17 protein-coding genes are annotated in these 17,400 nt (G+C 68.8%); 3 read left to right on the plus strand and 14 right to left on the minus strand.

Going from position 1 to position 17,400, the window contains the following annotated elements; translation table 11 throughout:
* Positions 1-176: 176 nt before the first annotated feature.
* On the minus strand, positions 177-518 hold the full coding sequence (gene lsr2, locus ADBZ9K_RS20575) for a histone-like nucleoid-structuring protein Lsr2 (protein ID WP_526623710.1): 342 nt from the start codon (positions 516-518) through the stop codon (positions 177-179).
* Between the two features lie 115 nt (positions 519-633).
* Positions 634-2,166 carry a lysine--tRNA ligase gene (lysS, locus tag ADBZ9K_RS20580; protein WP_526623712.1) on the minus strand — a complete coding sequence of 511 codons (1,533 nt, stop codon included), beginning with the start codon at positions 2,164-2,166 and terminating at the stop codon, positions 634-636.
* A gap of 23 nt (positions 2,167-2,189) precedes the next feature.
* Between lysS and ADBZ9K_RS20585 the strand changes: the two genes are divergently transcribed.
* The gene (locus tag ADBZ9K_RS20585) at positions 2,190-3,479 is read left to right on the plus strand and encodes an alanine racemase (protein ID WP_526623714.1); all 1,290 of its coding nucleotides are present in this window, start codon (positions 2,190-2,192) and stop codon (positions 3,477-3,479) included.
* Between the two features lie 86 nt (positions 3,480-3,565).
* On the opposite strand, the gene ADBZ9K_RS20590 is transcribed toward ADBZ9K_RS20585, so the two are convergent.
* The 11 genes from ADBZ9K_RS20590 to ftsH form a co-directional block, all read right to left on the minus strand.
* A complete protein-coding gene (locus tag ADBZ9K_RS20590) occupies positions 3,566-4,759 on the minus strand; it encodes an IS481 family transposase (protein ID WP_526623202.1) in 1,194 nt (397 codons plus the stop codon).
* A 119-nt stretch (positions 4,760-4,878) separates the two neighbouring features.
* The gene (locus ADBZ9K_RS20595; protein ID WP_526624272.1) at positions 4,879-5,691 is read right to left on the minus strand and encodes a type III pantothenate kinase; all 813 of its coding nucleotides are present in this window, start codon (positions 5,689-5,691) and stop codon (positions 4,879-4,881) included.
* A gap of 52 nt (positions 5,692-5,743) precedes the next feature.
* Positions 5,744-6,673: a pantoate--beta-alanine ligase gene (gene panC, locus ADBZ9K_RS20600; protein ID WP_526623715.1), complete on the minus strand. Its 930-nt coding sequence runs from the start codon at positions 6,671-6,673 to the stop codon at positions 5,744-5,746.
* Positions 6,670-7,608 (minus strand): Rossmann-like and DUF2520 domain-containing protein, encoded by a 939-nt coding sequence (locus tag ADBZ9K_RS20605; protein ID WP_526623717.1) that lies wholly within the window; start codon positions 7,606-7,608, stop codon positions 6,670-6,672. Before ADBZ9K_RS20605 ends, panC begins: the two co-directional genes overlap by 4 nt.
* Positions 7,609-7,718: 110 nt before the next feature.
* Positions 7,719-9,011, minus strand: a complete 1,293-nt coding sequence (locus ADBZ9K_RS20610; protein WP_526623719.1) for a DUF6779 domain-containing protein — start codon at positions 9,009-9,011, stop codon at positions 7,719-7,721.
* 66 nt (positions 9,012-9,077) lie between these two features.
* On the minus strand, positions 9,078-9,554 hold the full coding sequence (locus ADBZ9K_RS20615) for a DUF3180 family protein (protein ID WP_526623721.1): 477 nt from the start codon (positions 9,552-9,554) through the stop codon (positions 9,078-9,080).
* Positions 9,554-10,105, minus strand: a complete 552-nt coding sequence (gene folK, locus ADBZ9K_RS20620; protein ID WP_526623722.1) for a 2-amino-4-hydroxy-6-hydroxymethyldihydropteridine diphosphokinase — start codon at positions 10,103-10,105, stop codon at positions 9,554-9,556. The genes ADBZ9K_RS20615 and folK overlap by 1 nt, the downstream gene beginning before the upstream one ends.
* Complete coding sequence (gene folB, locus ADBZ9K_RS20625; RefSeq protein WP_526623723.1) at positions 10,102-10,503, minus strand: dihydroneopterin aldolase; 402 nt, start codon at positions 10,501-10,503, stop codon at positions 10,102-10,104. Before folB ends, folK begins: the two co-directional genes overlap by 4 nt.
* Entirely contained in the window at positions 10,496-11,338 is an 843-nt protein-coding gene (gene folP / locus ADBZ9K_RS20630; RefSeq protein ID WP_526623725.1) for a dihydropteroate synthase, read from the minus strand. The genes folB and folP overlap by 8 nt, the downstream gene beginning before the upstream one ends.
* Positions 11,335-11,937, minus strand: a complete 603-nt coding sequence (folE, locus tag ADBZ9K_RS20635) for a GTP cyclohydrolase I FolE (protein WP_526623726.1) — start codon at positions 11,935-11,937, stop codon at positions 11,335-11,337. Before folE ends, folP begins: the two co-directional genes overlap by 4 nt.
* An 18-nt stretch (positions 11,938-11,955) precedes the next feature.
* Positions 11,956-14,268: an ATP-dependent zinc metalloprotease FtsH gene (gene ftsH / locus ADBZ9K_RS20640; RefSeq protein ID WP_526623728.1), complete on the minus strand. Its 2,313-nt coding sequence runs from the start codon at positions 14,266-14,268 to the stop codon at positions 11,956-11,958.
* A 172-nt stretch (positions 14,269-14,440) separates the two neighbouring features.
* Here ftsH and ADBZ9K_RS20645 point away from each other — a divergent pair, with 172 nt between their 5' ends.
* Positions 14,441-15,406: an alpha/beta fold hydrolase gene (locus ADBZ9K_RS20645; protein WP_526623730.1), complete on the plus strand. Its 966-nt coding sequence runs from the start codon at positions 14,441-14,443 to the stop codon at positions 15,404-15,406.
* Positions 15,407-15,408: 2 nt separating this feature from the next.
* On the plus strand, positions 15,409-16,584 hold the full coding sequence (locus ADBZ9K_RS20650; protein ID WP_526623732.1) for an LLM class flavin-dependent oxidoreductase: 1,176 nt from the start codon (positions 15,409-15,411) through the stop codon (positions 16,582-16,584).
* On the opposite strand, the gene ADBZ9K_RS20655 is transcribed toward ADBZ9K_RS20650, so the two are convergent.
* Positions 16,581-17,363, minus strand: a complete 783-nt coding sequence (locus tag ADBZ9K_RS20655; protein WP_526623734.1) for an MBL fold metallo-hydrolase — start codon at positions 17,361-17,363, stop codon at positions 16,581-16,583. The two genes, ADBZ9K_RS20650 and ADBZ9K_RS20655, sit on opposite strands and share 4 nt — an antisense overlap.
* Positions 17,364-17,400 lie beyond the last annotated feature (37 nt).

Raw genomic sequence — 17,400 nt, forward strand, 5'->3', positions numbered from 1 at the left:
CGTCCACTGTAATGGGCAGTGCGGAGAGGCGTCCTCCCTTGCCACCCATACCGCGGCAATAACGGCTGGACTTAGCTGACCAACGCGGGAGAACCGCGAATCGTTTCCGCCGATCACCAGCCACCGCTTCGCCGCGAGCGAACGCCGTGGACCCGCGACGACAGCGGCGCCGGCGATCAGGTGGCGGCGTGGAAAGCGTCGATGATGTCGGCGGGGATCCGGCCTCGGGTGGACACCTTGTGCCCGTTGCGGCGGGCCCAGTCCCGGATGGCCGCGCTCTGCTCGCGGTCGATGGCCGCACGGCCACGCCCGGGCGGACCCGAGCGGCCGCGGCGGCGCCCGCCAACGCGCCGGCTGGCCTCGACCCACGCCTTGAGATCGTTGCGAAGTTTCTGGGCATTTTTCGCCGAAAGATCGATCTCATAGCTCACGCCGTCAAGCGCGAATTCAACCGTTTCGTCTGCTGCGCCCGCACCGTCGAAATCGTCGACGAGAGTGACGGTCACCTTTTTAGCCATTACCTCACTGAATCCTTCTGCCTGCGCACAACAACGGATTGTCGGGCGTCTACCCCATGCGCACCAATGTGCCACATAAGCCTACGGCATTCAACAAGGATTGAAGCGCAGCTCGTCAGCCATGGCGTCGAACTATCGGGAACAAAACCGTTTCCCGAATTGACAAACCGGTGAGAGCCATCAACAGCCGATCGACTCCCATTCCGGTCCCGGTGGTCGGTGGCATCCCGTATTCCATCGCCGCCAGGAAATCCTCGTCGAGGGCCATCGCCTCGTCGTCCCCGGCCGCGGCGGCCCTGGCCTGCGCTTCGAAGCGCTCGCGCTGCACGATCGGGTCGACGAGTTCGGAGTATCCGGTGGCCAACTCGAACCCGCGCACGTACAGATCCCACTTCTCGGTGACGCCGGCAATGCTGCGGTGTTGGCGCGTCAGCGGTGTGGTCTCGACCGGAAAATCCTTGACGAATGCCGGGGACCACAATGTCGTGCCGACGGTGTGTTCCCACAGTTCTTCGACCAACTTGCCGTGACCATAGCCGCGATCAGGCGGGATCTCGACCTCGAGTCGCTCGGCAATAGCGAGTAGGTATTCCAACGACGTGTCCGGCGTGATCTCTTCACCAAGGGCTTCGGACAACGACGGGTACATTTGTATCGACGGCCATTCGCCGTCGAGATCATAGAGTGATCCATCCGGCAATGGCACCTGCCTGGTACCGATCGCCTCATCGGCCACTTCTTGAATAACTTCGCGGGTCATGACCGCCGAATCGTCATAGGTTCCCCACGCCTGATAAGTCTCCAGCATCGCGAATTCCGGTGAATGCGTGGAATCGGCGCCTTCGTTGCGGAAGTTCCGATTGAGCTCGAAAACCCTCTCCAGACCACCGACCACACACCGCTTGAGGAACAACTCCGGCGCAATTCGCAGATACAGATCGGCGTCGAGCGCATTGGAGTGCGTGATGAAGGGCCGCGCCGCGGCACCACCGGCCAGTGTCTGCAACATCGGCGTCTCGACCTCGAGGAACCCGCGGCGCTCCAGCGCGTTGCGGACGGCTCGCACCACGGCGATGCGCTGCCGCGCCACCGTGCGGGCCTGTGGGCGAACGATCAGGTCGACATAGCGCTGCCGGACCCGGGACTCCTCGCTCATCTCCTTGTGCGCGACGGGCAGCGGACGCAGCGCCTTGCTCGCCATCTGCCAGGAGTCGGCGAGCACCGAGAGTTCCCCGCGCCGCGAACTGATCACCTCGCCGTGCACGAAGACGATGTCGCCGAGGTCGACCTCGGACTTCCAGGCCTCCAGCGCCTCGTCCCCCACTCCGGCGAGGCTGATCATGGCCTGCAGGTGGGTACCGTCGCCGTCCTGCAGTGTGGCGAAGCACAACTTGCCCGAGTTACGGGCGAACACCACGCGGCCGGTGACGCCGACGATGTCGCCGGTGGTGGTGTCGGCGGGCAGGTCGGGGTACGCGGCGCGAACCTCGGCCAGCGAGTGGGTGCGCGGCACGGCCACCGGGTAGGGGTCCTTGCCCTCGGCCAGAAGGCGCTCACGCTTTCCCTGGCGGATCCGGAACTGCTCCGGGATGTCAGCTCCCGCTGCCTCGATGTTCGATTCGATGTCCGGCGTATCAGCAGAGCTCACGACGTGCCAGCTTAAATGAGTCCGTGACGTCCCTCATCAACGCCGCTGCGGTGGCGGTCCTGGCCGACGAGCCGGTGGACTGGCGGTTCAAGGGTTTACCAGCCGCATGGACCGGCCGGACCCCGGCCCAGATCTGCGCCGACGCGCCCGATCTGTTCGACGCCGGACCCCTGGGGCCGGTCTGCGTCCTGCATGCCGAGGCGCTGAGCCACAACCTCGCCACGATGGCCGGCTGGTGCGCGGGCCGCGCAGTGGAGCTGGCCCCACACGGCAAGACGCACATGGCTCCCCAGCTACTCGTCCGGCAGTTCGACGGTGGCGCCACCGCGGTGACGGCGGCCACGATCAGCCAGGTGCGAACCTTTCGCGCGTTCGGCGTGCGGGAAGTGCTGCTGGCCAACGAGCTGGTCGACCCCGCCGGCCTGGCCTGGCTGGCCACCGAGTTGGACCGCGACCCCGACTTCCGGCTGACCTGCTGGGTGGACTCGGTTCGCGGGGTGCAGCTGATGACCGCGGCCCTGGCGGCCGTGGGCGCCCGGCGGCCCGTCGACGTCTGCGTGGAGCTCGGCGCGGCGGGCACCCGCACCGGCTGCCGCGACGACACCGAAGCCGACGCGGTCGCCGCGGCGGCGGCGACCAGCCCGCGCCTTCGTCTGGTGGGCGTCGCCGGTTACGAGGCCGCGCTGGGCCACGACGTCGACCCGGCCGGGATCGGCCGGGTGCGCGACTACCTGGGCTGGTTGCGCGCCGTCGCGGCGCGGCTGGCGCCGCGCTGCGAGGTGTCCGACATCTCCGAGGTCATCGTCACCGCGGGCGGCAGCACGCACTTCGACCTGGTGGCCGAGACGCTGGCCGGGGATTGGCGCACCATCCTGCGCAGCGGTGTCTACCTGACCAACGACGATGGCCTGTACCTGCGGACCTCACCGCTGACCCGGCCCGGTGCGCAGCCCGGCGGTTTCCAGGCCGCCATGCAGGTGTGGGCCCAGGTGTGTTCTCGGCCCGAGCCGGGGTTGGCGCTGCTGACGATGGGCCGCCGCGACGTCTCGTTCGACCAGGATCTGCCGGTGCCGCGCCAGATCCGCCGCGGATCGCAGTGGGTACCTGACGGCCTGGCCGGCTGCGAGGTGACCAAACTCAATGACCAGCATGCCTTTCTGGCCCTGACGGCGGCCGCCCAGCAGCTTGTCGATGTCGGCACCTGGATCGCGTTCGGGGTGTCGCATCCGTGCACGGTGTTCGACAAATGGCAGCTGATCCCGGTGCTCGACCGGCGGGGCCGCGTCGTCGATCTGGTCCGCACCTTCTTCTGATGGATTTCGGCGCGCAAACCGTCGCTGAGCGAACTGTGGTGTCTCGGGACATCGCTGACACTTGTGTCTCGGGACATCGCTGACACTCATGGTGCCGGTTTGGGTTCGCGGGTGCGATAGGTCCGGGTGGTTTTGTCGCCGGGTTGGTAGCTGCGGGTGGGGTCGGCGGTGAAGGAGCGGACCAGGGTGGTGCCGCTGAGGATGGTGATGTGCTCACCGTCGCGGATGACGTCGCAGTCGTGGCCGGCCCACCGCAGGCCTACGTTGACTTTGTAGGGTGCGACGAAGATGTATCCCGAGGTTTCGCCAACGCTGTGATGGCTGATCACGATTGGTGCGGGCACGGGACGGTCAGCGGGCCGGGCTTTGGCGGTGGCGTCAAACACCTCGGCGGGGGTGGCCCCTCGGTGAGCGCGATGCGGCCGTTGATGGTTGTAGAAGTTGCGGAATTGCTCGAGGTGAGCGTTGAGCTCGTCGATAGTGGCGGCGGGTTCGTGGGCGGTGAGCCACTTTTTCAACGTCTGCCACAACCGCTCGATCTTGCCGCAGGTCTGGGGGTGAAACGGCGCCGAATTGATGGTCCGCACGCCCAGGGCCCACAGGTTGGTCTCGAACGCCGATTCATACGCGTGGAACCGTCCGGTATAGACCAGTCCGTTGTCCGACAACGACATCGACGGAATCCCGCATTCGTCGATACCCGCCAGCATCACCTCCCAGACGAGCGCGGCGTCGGCGTCACCGGTACAGGCACGCAACCCCACCAGGTAGCGGGAGTGGTCATCGAGGCTGCCCGCGATACCCACCGGGGTGCCGTCGGCCAGCGCCCATCCGGTCCAATCGGACTGCCAGCACTCGTTGGGCCGATCAAAGCAGAACCGTTTCGTCGCTGACTTCGGCCGCTTCTGCGGCTGCGGGGTGATCGCCCCGCGCCGGGTCAGGATGTGCCACACCGTCGATACCGAGGGCACCGCGATACCCTCGCGCTGCAACGCCCACACGATCGACTGGGCTCCGTGATCACGTCCCTGCTCGATCAACTGCTTGCGCCGCAACACGATCAGATCCTCGATCTCGACCGGGGTCTGCCTCGGCGAGGTCCGCGGGCGCCGCGAGAGCTCCTGCAGCCCCTCGATGCCGTCCTGACCGAATCGTCGGCGGTACTTGTAGAACGTCTCCCTACTGATACCGCTGTCGCGGCAAAACTGTGCCACGTTCTCGATCTGCCCGGCCAATGCTGCAGCCATGCGAATATCCATCGCTGTCACCTTCTGGGCCATGAACCATGCTGGTCCCAGCCCTACTCAGGTGTCAGCAATGTCCCGAGACATCCAACTGTCAGCGATGTCCCCGAACAGAACACGTCGCTGAGCGAACGAAAGCGCGCCGAAATCGCGAGTCAGCGGGCCGATTTGATCCGGCGCTGGTTGTCGCGGTTGCGCTCGTAGACCATGCGCAACCCGTCGAGGGTGAGGTGCTTGTCGTAGTGCTGCACGGTGTGCAGATCGGGCAGCATCAGCGGCGCGGTGTGGCCGGTGGCCACCACGGCGACATCGGACCCGGCGAAGCCGTCGACGTCCTCGCGGATCCGGTTCACCAATCCGTCGACCAGACCGGCGAACCCGAACAGCGCACCGGCCTGCATGCATTCGACGGTGTTCTTGCCGACCACCGAGCGCGGCCGGGTCAGCTCCACCCGGCGCAGCGCCGCCGATCGGGCGGCCGCGGCATCGGAGGACACCTGAACACCGGGAGCAATTGCGCCGCCGAGGAATTCACCCCTCGCCGAGACGACGTCCACACAGATCGACGACCCGAAGTCGACCACGATCGCCGCGGAGTTGAACTTGGCGTAGGCAGCCAGGCAGTTCACGATCCGGTCGGCACCGACCTCCTTGGGGTTGTCGACCAACAGCGGAATCCCGGTACGCACCCCGGGCTCGATGAGCACGTGCGCGGCCGCGGGCCAGTACTGGTCCAGCATGAGGCGAACCTCATGCATGACCGAGGGAACCGTGGACAGCCCAGTGGCACCGGTCAGGCGCTCGGAGTCATCACCGATCAGCCCCTCGATGGTGAGTGCCAGTTCGTCGGCGGTCACTTCCGGTTCGGTACGAATGCGCCAGTGCTGCACCACCTTCGCGTGGTCTCCCGAACCGGAGATCAATCCGACGACGGTGTGGGTGTTGCGGACGTCGAGAGCGAGCAGCACGATTACCGCACCGTCCGCGGGGTCAGCGGATCCGCGCACATCGTCGGTACCATCAATTTCTCCACGTGATTTCGTTCTGATCAGAGCTGCCCTCGCCCCGCGCGGCCATGCCGGTCCCGAGGTCGATCGCGATGTTGTCCAGCAGGCGGGTGGTCCCGAGTCGGGCGGCCACCAACATCCGGGCCGAGCCGTAGGCGGGTGCGCATTCCAGCTGCGGCCCACGAACCTCGATGTAGTCGACCACGAAGGCGGGGACCTCGTCGAGGACCGCGCGGGCGGCGTCGAGCGCCGGCTCCACACCGCCGGAGGCCGCGTACATCCCGGCCAGCAGCGCTGAGGACAACGCGCCGGCCTGCTCGCGTTCCTCGGGGTCGAGGTAGCGGTTACGCGAAGACATCGCCAGGCCGTCGGACTCCCGCACGATGGGAACGCCGACGATGCGCACGTCGACGTTGAGGTCGGCGACCATCTGGCGGATGAGCACCAGCTGCTGATAGTCCTTCTCGCCGAAGAACGCCCGGTCTGGTCGCACGATCTGAAGCAGCTTCAACACGACGGTCAACATGCCGGCGAAGTGGCCGGGGCGGGTCGCGCCTTCCAGTTCGGCACCCAGCGGTCCGGGGTGCACCGTGGTCCGCGGTCCGTCCGGGTACATGGCCGCAGCGCTGGGCGCGAACACCACCTCGACCCCCTCACCGCCGAGCAATTCCAGGTCGGAGTCGAGAGTGCGGGGGTAGGCGTCGAGGTCTTCGTTGGCCCCGAATTGCAGTGGGTTGACGAAGATCGACACCACGACCACCGCGCCGGGCACCCGTTTCGCGGCGCGAACCAGCGCCAGGTGACCGTCGTGCAGCGCGCCCATGGTGGGCACCAGCATGACGCGGCGTCCGGTGTGACGCAGTGCGCGCGTCACGTCGGCCACCGCCTTTGGCGTCGCATACATGTTGAGCTGTCCGGCGGCGAACTGCGGCCCCGCGCTCATTGTCGGCCGCCACGGTGAGCCGACCAGTCCGCCAACACCTCAAAAACCTCCTCGGGGGCGCGCGCACGCTGCGCGGTGCGCAGCGAGTTCGCGTAATAACCTTGTGCCAGTTCCGAATCCACGTCGTCGAGGGCAGCCAGATGGCCGGCTACGGCGGCTGCGTCACCGCGGGCCACCGGTCCGGTCAGCGCCGCCTGCCCGCGCTGCAAGGTGTTCTCCAGCGCAGCACGGGCCAGCGGGCCGACGATCCGCTCCGCCAGCCCGCCGGGTGCTGCGACGACGAGCTCCTGCCCGAGCAGTTCCTGCCCGGTCAGCGCGGCCCGCAATGCGTCGAGGGCGTCGGCGACGACGGTGACGAGGTGATTGCTGGCGTGCGCCAGGGCCGCATGGTAAAGCGTGCGCGCATCCTCGCGGACCCCGAACGGCTCGCCGCCGATCTCCAGGACCAGCGATTGCGCGATGGCGTAGCCGATCTCGTCGGCGGCGGTGATACCGAAGCAGGTGTCGGTCAGCCGGGCGACGTCCTCGTCGGCGCCGGTGAATGTCATCGCCGGATGGATGGCCAGCGGAATACAGCCCTGCTCGGCGAGCGGGGCCAGGATCGCGGCCCCGTTGGCGCCCGAGGTGTGCACGACGATGGTGCCGCGGCGCACCGCCCCGGTCGCGGCCAGCCCGCGGATCAGTCCGGGCAGTTCGGCGTCCGGCACGGTCAGCAGCAGCAGCTCGGCGCTGTCGGCAACGTCGGGCACCGGCAGGATCGGGGTGTCGGGAAGTCGCCGCTCGGCCAGTCGGCGTGACGACGTCGAGATGGCGCTGCACGCCACCACCACATGATCGGCGCGCTCCAGCGCCATCCCGAGTGCGGTGCCCACTCGGCCGGCCGAGATGATGCCCACCTTCAGCCGTGCCGGGCGCAAGCCGCTGGGGGTCCCCACGTCGACGACCTCGCTGACGTCAATGAATGTGTTCGTTCCGGTCCTTCGTCGGGTACCGGACGGTCGTGACAACTCTAACCCGGCGGTGCAGGGCCTCCGCCGGGCCGTGGCTAGTCTTCCCGGCGGCGACGGCGCCCGCCGCCGCTGCCGTTGGCCTGCAGCCGGGCCAGCAGGTCGGCCACCGACTGTCCATCGGCGTGTTGACCCGGCGTGCCCTCGGCCTCCTGCGGCTCCTCCGGTGGCGCCTCCTCGGCCCCGCGGTGCCGGGGGGCAGGGGGCGGGGCCGACATGGCCGGCGCCGGCGGCGCGTAGGCGGCGCCGTCGACGGCATGGCGGGCACGCGGGGCCGGCTCGGCGGGGGGGTGCATGACCGGTTCGGGTCGGGGCGCGGGCTCGGATTCTGCGGCAGCCGGTGGCGGCGTCCAATGCCTGCCGCGTGCCGCCTCGTCGGCGGCGGGGGCCGCGCCACTACTGTCGGCGGCCGGGACGACGGCACCAGCGTCGGCGGGCGCCACCCAGTTGCTGCCGGGTTGACCGGGCGGCAGCCACTGGCCCTCGACCTCGACCGGTCGCCACGTCGGCGCCTCGGCAACGGGTTCGGGCGTGGTCTCGGCTGGCGCCGGCGCGGCCGCGGCGGCCGGCTGCGGTTCGGGACGCGGCGGGGGCGGCGCGAACGGCCGGTCGGCGGACCGCCGATGGGAACCGCCGTACATCTCCTCGGGCCGGGGCTCGGGCTGGGCGCGGCGGCGTGGCGGCGGGGGGGCGTAGGGCTGCTGCGGCGGGGTCAGCGGCTCCTCGGGGACGTCGATGATCGGGTTCTCGGCGGTGCGGCTGCTGGTCTCCTCGGACCGCACCGGCGTGATGCGGCTGCTCTGCACCCGGCCCGGGGCCGGCGGCATCGTGGTGGTGTCGCGGGTCCAGTCGCCGCGGCCGGCGCCGGTGCGGTCGCCCTCCAGGGCGGGCCGATCGCCTAGGTCGGCGTCGAAGAGGATTTCCAGGTTGGCGCGCAGCGCGGCGAGCTCCGCGCGCAGCAGGGCCACCTCGTCGGCGGCCTGGGCACGCAGCTCGGAGGCCAGTTCCCGGCGCAGGTGCGACTCGACACCCAGTTCGTATTCGCGACGTGCGGAGATCTCGCGGTCGAGCTGCAGGTCGTAGACCAGTTTCAGGTCACGCGCCCGCGCTGCGTCGATATCGCTTTGCCTGCGGTAGATCACCGAGACGAAGGCCGCCACTACCGCCGCCCACAGCGACAGAATGACCGCAAGTTTGAGCAGCTCGACGCGGTTGGTGAAGACCAGCGCCGAACTGGCCGCGATGGCAAGCACCAGCATCACCGTCAAGAGCAGCCAACCCGGCCTGCGGCCGCCGCGCCGATTACGGCCGCCGCGGGACAGAACGGTCATGGGCTGACTGTACCTGTGCGATGTCGCTGGGCGTGTCGTCGAACTGCGGCGATTCGCCGGTCGGGACTATTCGGGGGCGGCGTCGGTGCTGTCGGTGGGATCCGCGGGGGATTTGCAGCAATGTTCCAGCCACAGCGCCGCCACGACCAGGGCCAGCGCGCTGATCGCGGCTACCACTACCCCGGGGGTGTCGGCCTCGGCCACCCGCAGCTCAGAACGCCGGGGCAACAGATAGAGCAGCACGCCGATCCACCAGCCCAGCACGAGCGCACCCACCCATGCTGAGGCCTTGGCGATCACCACGCTGCGGGCGACCGCCAACGGATGCAGCCGCCCGCCGCCGGCACCGATCTGGCCGTTCTTGATGCGGGTCCGCACCGACACCGCCCAGGCAGTCTCACCGGCGGCGACGGCCAGCAGGGACAGCCCGGTCCACAGCGTGATCGGCGGGAAGTTGCGGTAGAGCAGATGCACCAGCAGGTAGGCCAGGATCGCGACGCCGACGACCGCGGCGATGAGGTCGCGTCTACGGGTCGGGCCCATCAGGTCGCCGGCTCGTCGTCGGTGGCCACGTGCAGGACCAGGCCGGTGCGGCGCACCCCGTCGCGCTCGGCCGGTTCGAGCCCGGCCAGCAGCTCGTCGACCCGGCGGCGCTCACCGGCCACGGTCAGCTCCGCGTCCGGGTCGGTCGCCAGCCACGGGACCAGCACGAATGCCCGGAGGTGGGCCAGCGGATGCGGCAGGGTGAGGTGCTCGTCGCGGGCGATCACCTCGGTGTCGCCGGCCGGCGAGGTCGTATAGCAGCAGACCAGATCGACGTCGAGGGTGCGCGGCCCCCACTTCTGCTCCCGGACCCGCTCGTTGGCCTCCTCCAGCGCCTGCGCGCGGCGCAACCACCCGTGACCGTCCAGCTCCGGGTCGTCGGCGACGATGACGGCGTTGAGGAACGGCCCCTGCTCGACTCCACCCCAGGCGTCGGTCTCATAGACCGGTGAGATTGCGCGGACGGCACCGTCGAGTTCGTCGACCACGGCCTGCAGCCGCGCCACCCGGTCGCCCAGGTTGGACCCGATCGAGAGCACCACCCGGGTCATACACTCCCTCCGGCGGGCACGATCTGGCCCCGGCCACCGCGCCGGGAGCGCCGGGCCACGACAGCGACGTCGGTGAATGCCAACGGGATCGGTGCGTGCGGCTTGTGCACCACCACCTCCACCGCGTGCACCCGATGATCGGTCATGACGTCTTCGGCGATCTCACCGGCGACCGTCTCGATGAGGTTGCGCGCCGGCCCGCCGACGACGGCAGCCGCGCGCTGGGCAAGCACGCCGTAGTCGTAGGTGTCGGTGAGGTCGTCGCTGGTCGCGGCGTCCGCCAGGTCGATCCACACCGTGATGTCGACGACGAAGTCCTGTCCGTCGCGGCGTTCATGGTCGAAGACACCGTGGTTGCCGCGCACCGTCAGGCCGCGCAGTTCGATGCGGTCAGCCATCGCATGCTCCCCCCGCCCAGGCGTCGACCACCTTGAGCGCGTCGACACTGGCCTGGACATCGTGCACCCGGACACCCCAGGCGCCGTGCAGGCCGGCCAGCGCCGAGATCACCGCGGTGGCGGTCTCGCGCCCGTCGGGCGGGCGTACGGTGCCGTCGGCCTCGGCCAGAAGCGCACCGAGGAACCGTTTGCGGGATGCGCCGACCAGCACCGGGATACCGGTGGCGACGAACTCGGGCAGCGCGTGCAGCAGGGCCCAGTTGTGCCGGGCGGTCTTGGCGAAACCCAGCCCGGGGTCGATGATCAGGTTCTCCTGATCGACACCGGCTGCCACGGCGGCGTCGACGCCGGCGAGCAGCTCGGCGCGCACCTCGGCCACGACATCGCGGTAGGCCGGCACCTCGTGCGGCTGCGCGGCACGAACGGAACGCCAGTGCATCAGCACCCACGGGACCTTCGCCTCGGCCAGCAACGACGCCATGGCGGGATCAGCCCGTCCCCCCGAGACGTCGTTGACGATGCTGGCACCACTGTCGAGCGCGGCGGCAGCGACCGCCGCGTGCATGGTGTCGATGCTGACGGTAACCCCTTGGGCGGCAAGCTCTTTGACGACCGGCACCACGCGGGCTGCCTCTACTGCGGCGTCGATGCGGACCGCGCCGGGACGGGTCGACTCCCCGCCGACGTCGACGATGGACGCCCCCTGGGCCGCCAGCGCCAGCCCGTGCTCGACAGCGCGAGCCGGATCGCGGTAGCGGCCGCCGTCGGAGAATGAATCGTCGGTGACGTTGACGACACCCATCACCTGCGTGCGTGGTCCCCGTGGCGGCGTCATTTACGCAGGATGAGATCCAGCGCCTCGGAACGCGATGCCTTATCGGTCTTGAACTGTCCGCGCACCGCCGATGTCGTGGTGATGGCACCCGGCTTGCGCACCCCGCGCATCGCCATGCACAGGTGTTCGGCCTCGATGACGACGATGACCCCGCGCGGCTTGAGCTTGCGCATCACCGCATCGGCGATCTGCCCGGTGAGCCGCTCCTGCACCTGGGGTCGCTTGGCGTACAGGTCGACGACCCGGGCCAGTTTGGACAGGCCGGTGATCCGGCCGTCCGCGCCGGGGATGTAGCCGACGTGGGCCATGCCGTGGAAAGCCACCAGATGGTGCTCGCAGGTGGAGTACATCGGGATCTGCTTGACCAGTACCAACTCGTCATGCTGCTCGTCGAAAGTGGTCTCCAGCACCGTATCCGGGTCGGTGTAGAGCCCGGCGAACATCTCCCGGAAGGCCCGCGCGACACGGGCCGGGGTCTCCTTCAGGCCTTGCCGGTCGGGGTCTTCTCCGACTGCCAACAGCAACTCCCGAACGGCCGCCTCAGCACGGAGCTGGTCGAATTCGGGGGTTTCCAGCGTGATCGAGGTCGGCTGGGGCATCGATGCTCCGTTCGTCAATCAACCGTTGCCCGGCGGATGAGTCCGCCCGGCGTCGTCGCCCGCATCCTCTGGCTGCCCAGGACCGCCGTGACGCGGCGCCGGATACGGCTGATACGGCGCATGCGGTTGGCCCTGCGGGGGGGCGGGTTGTCCCCAACCCGGCGGGGGCGGGTACCAGTAGCCACCCTGCTGCGGCGCGTTGTGCTGCGGCCCGTTCTGCGGGGGCCAGCCGGGCGCATGCCAGCCGGCCGGGGCGCCGTAATCGGGCTGGCCCGGCCCGGGCTGGCCGGGTTGCGAGCCGGTGTGCGAGCCGTTGCCGTTTCCGGTGGCCGGCGCCGCGGCCGAAGCCGCAGCGGAGGCCTGGGCGATCGCCTTCTTGAACGCCGGCTCGGGCATCGGCTTCGGCCAGGGCTCACCGCGTTCGATGGCCAGCTCCCCAGGCGTCTTGATCGGCGGCTTGTCGGAGGGGATGCGCCCGCCGAAGTCGTCGAACACCGTCAGCCGCGGGCGCTTCTTCACGTCGGCGAAGATGGCCTCCAGCTCCTTGCGGTGCAGGGTTTCCTTCTCGAGGAGCTCGCCGGCGAGTATGTCGAGCACGTCGCGATACTCGGTAAGGATCGCCCACGCCTCGGTGTGGGCCGCCTCGATCAGCTTGCGGACCTCGTCGTCGATGATCTGGGCGACCTCGTGGCTGTAGTCGGCCTGCGTGCCCATGCTGCGGCCCAAGAACGGGTCGCCGTGCTCGGTGCCGTAGCGGACCGCGCCGAGCTTGGCGCTCATGCCGTACTCGGTGACCATCGCGCGGGCGATCTTGGTGGCCTGCTCGATATCGGAGGACGCACCCGTGGTGGGCTCGCGGAAGATGAGCTCCTCGGCGGCGCGCCCACCCATCGCGAAGACCAGTCGCGCGATCATCTCCGAGCGGGTCATCAGGCCCTTGTCGTCCTCGGGCACCGACACCGCGTGGCCGCCGGTGCGGCCGCGAGCCAGGATCGTCACCTTGTAGATGGGCTCGATGTCGGGCATCGCCCACGCCGCCAGGGTGTGTCCACCCTCGTGGTAGGCGGTGATCTTCTTCTCCAGCTCGCTGATCACGCGGCCCTTGCGGCGCGGCCCGCCGATCACCCGGTCGACGGCCTCTTCCATGGCGGCGCCGGTGATGACGGTGCCGTTCTCCCGGGCAGTCAGCAGGGCGGCCTCGTTGATGACATTGGCCAGGTCGGCGCCGGACATGCCGACCGTGCGCTTGGCCAGCCCGTCCAGGTCGGCGTCGGGGGCCATCGGCTTGCCCTGCGAGTGCACCCGCAGCACGGCCTTGCGGCCGGCCAGGTCGGGGTTGGACACCGGGATCTGGCGGTCGAACCGGCCGGGCCTCAGCAGGGCGGGATCGAGGATGTCGGGCCGGTTGGTGGCCGCGATCAGGATGACGCCCTGCCGCTCACCGAAGCCGTCCATCTCCACCAGCAGCTGGTTGAGAGTCTGCTCCCGCTCATCGTGACCGCCGCCCAGCCCGGCGCCACGCTGGCGGCCGACAGCGTCGATCTCGTCGACGAAAATGATGCACGGGCTGTTCTGCTTGGCCTGCTCGAACAGGTCACGGACCCGGGAGGCGCCGACGCCGACGAACATCTCGACGAAGTCCGAACCCGAGATGGTGAAGAACGGCACCCCGGCCTCGCCGGCGACGGCGCGGGCCAGCAGGGTCTTACCGGTGCCGGGCGGACCGTAGAGCAGCACGCCCTTGGGGATCTTGGCGCCGAGTGCCTGGTAGCGCGACGGGTTCTGCAGGAAGTCCTTGATCTCGTAGAGCTCCTCGACCGCCTCGTCGACGCCGGCGACGTCGGCGAAGGTGGTCTTGGGCATGTCCTTGGAGAGCTGTTTGGCCTTCGATTTGCCGAAGCCGAAACCCATCCGGCCGCCGGTTTGCATGCGGGAGAACAGCACGAACAAGCCGACCAGCAGCAGCAGCGGCAGCATGTAGACCAGCAGCGATCCCAGGATGCTGCCCTGGTTGACGGTGGTGTTGGTCTTGATGTTCTTGGCGCTCAGCGCGTTGAACAGGTCGACCGCGTACCCGGTCGGGTACTTCGCGATGACCTTGTTGGAGTTCTCGGTGTCGCTGTTGCCGTTCTTGAGCTCGAGACGCAACTGCTGTTCGCGGTCGTCGATCTGCGCGCTCTTGACGTTGTCACCATTGATCTGCGACATCGCCACCGAGGTGTCGACGGGTTTGAAGCCCCTGGTGTCGTCACTGAAATAGAAGAACGACCAGCCGAGCAGCAGCACGACGGCGATCACCGTCAGTGTGCGGATCACGTTTTTCCGGTTCATCAAGCATCGGCCTTACGGCCTGGTCCTTCCGATATGCGCAGCTGGGATAGTTCAGGCTACCGCTACACCAACGCCGGGAAGCGCCCCGCTGGTTTCCGTCAGCATTTGGTAGCCGTTCGCTGATAGACGAATCGGCCCTTGCGGCGCGCCTCGGCTGTGCTTGGCTGGCACCGTGATCGCTCCGAGGAAACGGTTAGTCGACGTCAACGGGGTGCGGTTGCGGGTGGTCGAAGCCGGTGAGCGCGGCGCCCCGGTGGTGGTCCTGACCCACGGTTTCCCCGAGCTGGCCTACTCGTGGCGGCACCAGATCCCGGTCCTGGCCGAGGCCGGATATCACGTGCTGGCACCCGACCAGCGCGGCTACGGCGGCTCGTCGCGGCCCGAGTCGGTCGACGCCTACGACCTGACCGCGTTGACGGGCGACGTGGTGGGGCTGCTCGACGACGTCGGCGCGCAGCGGGCGGCGGTGATCGGGCACGACTTCGGTGCCGTCGTGGCCTGGAACATGCCGCTGCTGCACCCACAGCGGGTGGCGGCGGTGGCGGGACTGTCGGTGCCGCCGGTGCCGCGCCCGCTGACCCCGCCCACCGAGGCGTTCCGGCGGATCTTCGGGGACAACTTCTTCTACATCCTCTACTTCCAGCAGCCCGGGGTGGCCGACACCGAGCTGGGCGCCGACCCGCACCGCACGATGTCGCTGCTGTTGGGCGGTATGCGGACACCGGCCGACGAGACCGCTGCGCAGCGGATGCTGGCCGCTGGGCCGGCCGGCTTCCTCGACCGCCTCGCCGAGCCAGAGCGCATGCCGGACTGGTTGTCCGGCGACGAACTCGACCACTACGTCGGCGAGTTCGGTCGCACCGGTTTCACCGGCGCGTTGAACTGGTACCGCAATTTCGACCGCAACTGGCACATCATGGCTAACCCACCGGCCGAAACCATCTCTGCGCCAGCACTTTTCGTTGGCGGCACCGCCGATCCAACGCTGGGCTTCACCCGGGTCGACCGGGCCGGGGAAGTGGTCAAGGGACCCTACCGGCAGGTGCTGCTCGACGGTGCGGGGCATTGGATTCAGCAGGAACGACCCGACGACGTCAACCGGGAGCTGTGCGGCTTCCTGTCCGGATTGGAGTGGTGACAATGCGACCCATCAACTTCGGCGTCTTCCTCACGCCCTTTCACCCGGTCGGCCAATCTCCCACCGTGGCATTGGAATACGACCTGGAGCGCACGGTGGCGCTGGACCGGCTCGGCTTCGACGAGGCCTGGTTCGGCGAACACCACTCCGGCGGTTATGAGCTCATCGCCTGCCCGGAGGTGTTCATCGCCGCGGCCGCCGAACGCACCAAGCACATCCGGCTGGGCACCGGCGTGGTCTCGCTGCCCTACCACCACCCGCTGATGGTGGCCGATCGCTGGGTGCTGCTCGATCATCTGACGCGCGGCCGGGTGATGTTCGGGGCCGGTCCCGGCGCCTTGCCGTCCGACGCCTACATGATGGGTATCGACCCGGTCGAGCAGCGGCGGATGATGCACGAGTCACTGGAGGCCATCCTGGCGCTGTTCCGCGCCGCCCCCGACGAACGCATCGACCGGCATTCGGACTGGTTCACCCTGCGCGACGCGCAGCTTCACATCCGGCCCTACACCTGGCCGTATCCCGAAATATCCACCGCGGCAATGATTTCGCCGTCCGGTCCGCGACTGGCCGGGGCCCTGGGCACCTCGCTGCTGTCGCTGTCGATGTCGGTGCCCGGCGGCTACGCCGCGCTGGAGAACGCCTGGGAGATCGTCATCGAGCAGGCCGCCAAGGCCGGCCGACCCGATCCGGATCGCGCCGACTGGCGAGTGCTGGGCATCGTGCACCTTGCCGACAGCCGCGAGCAGGCGATCGACGACTGCACCTACGGGCTGGCCGACTTCGCCAGCTACTTCGGCGCGGCCGGTTTCGTCCCGCTGTCCAACGAGGTGGAGGACGCCGAGCAGACCCCGCGGGAGTTCGTCGCCGACTATGCGGCCCAAGGCAACTGCTGCATCGGCACCCCCGACGACGCGATCGCCTACATCAGCGATCTGCTGGAGCGCTCCGGCGGGTTCGGCACCTTCCTGATGCTGGGTCACGACTGGGCCAGCCCGCAGGCCACCTATCACTCCTACGAGCTGTTCGCCCGAAAGGTCATGCCACACTTCAAGGGCCAGCTGACCGCACCGCACGCGTCACACGAGTGGGCAAAGACCAGGCGTGGGGACCTGCTGGGCCGGGCCAGCGAAGCGATCGTGAAAGCCATCGGCGAGCACGACGCCGAACGGTCCTAGACCTCGGTGGGCACACCCGGGGTGAGCCAGCGGACCCTGTCTCTGACATCGGAGTTCGAGAGTGTCTGGCGCGCAACGGCTTGCTGCTCACGGAAATGGGTCCAGCCCTCGTAGTGCACGGGGACGGCAAGCCTGGGCCGGATCAACCGGATCAACTCGACGCCTTCGGCGGCGCTCATGGTGAAGCGGACCGGCCCGGTGAACCCGAACCGCACCCCGCCCAGGTGTAGCAGGGCAACGTCAACCGGCATCCGGTCGGCGACCTCGCGCACTCCGTCGTAGAGCACGGTGTCGCCCGACATCCACAGCGCGGCGGTGTCCTCGCCCTCGCGCCGCAGGCCGAAGCCGTTGACCTTACCCGCGATCGGCCTGCTGAACTTCGGTCCGTGCCGGCCCGGTGTGGCGGTGATGACCAGCGGCGGACGCCCCGGCGTGGTCACCGTCGTCGACGCCCAGTCGGCCAGACCGCGGACGTTCGGCGCGGACAGCCGCCGCGCACCGGGCACCGTGGTGATCACGGTGGATGCCCGGGCGAGCAACCCGCGGCCGGTGTCGTCGAGGTTGTCGGCATGGTGGTCGTGGCTGAGCAGCACCAGGTCGACCGGAAAGACCGTGTCGGCAGCCAGGGCGGGCCCGGCGACCTTGCGGGAGGAGGTGCCCCACCCAAACGTGTAGCGCCGGCCGGGCGGATCGAAGGTCGGATCGGTCAGAATGCGCCACCCGTCCAGTTCGATGAGCGTGGTGGGACCGCCGAGGTGAGTCAACCGGGGCTGGGACATGCCAGGTAAATCTAGTGCTGCGCGCTACGGTGGCAGG

The sequence above is a fragment of the Mycobacterium sp. genome (assembly GCF_965229265.1).
GTDB lineage: Bacteria > Actinomycetota > Actinomycetes > Mycobacteriales > Mycobacteriaceae > Mycobacterium.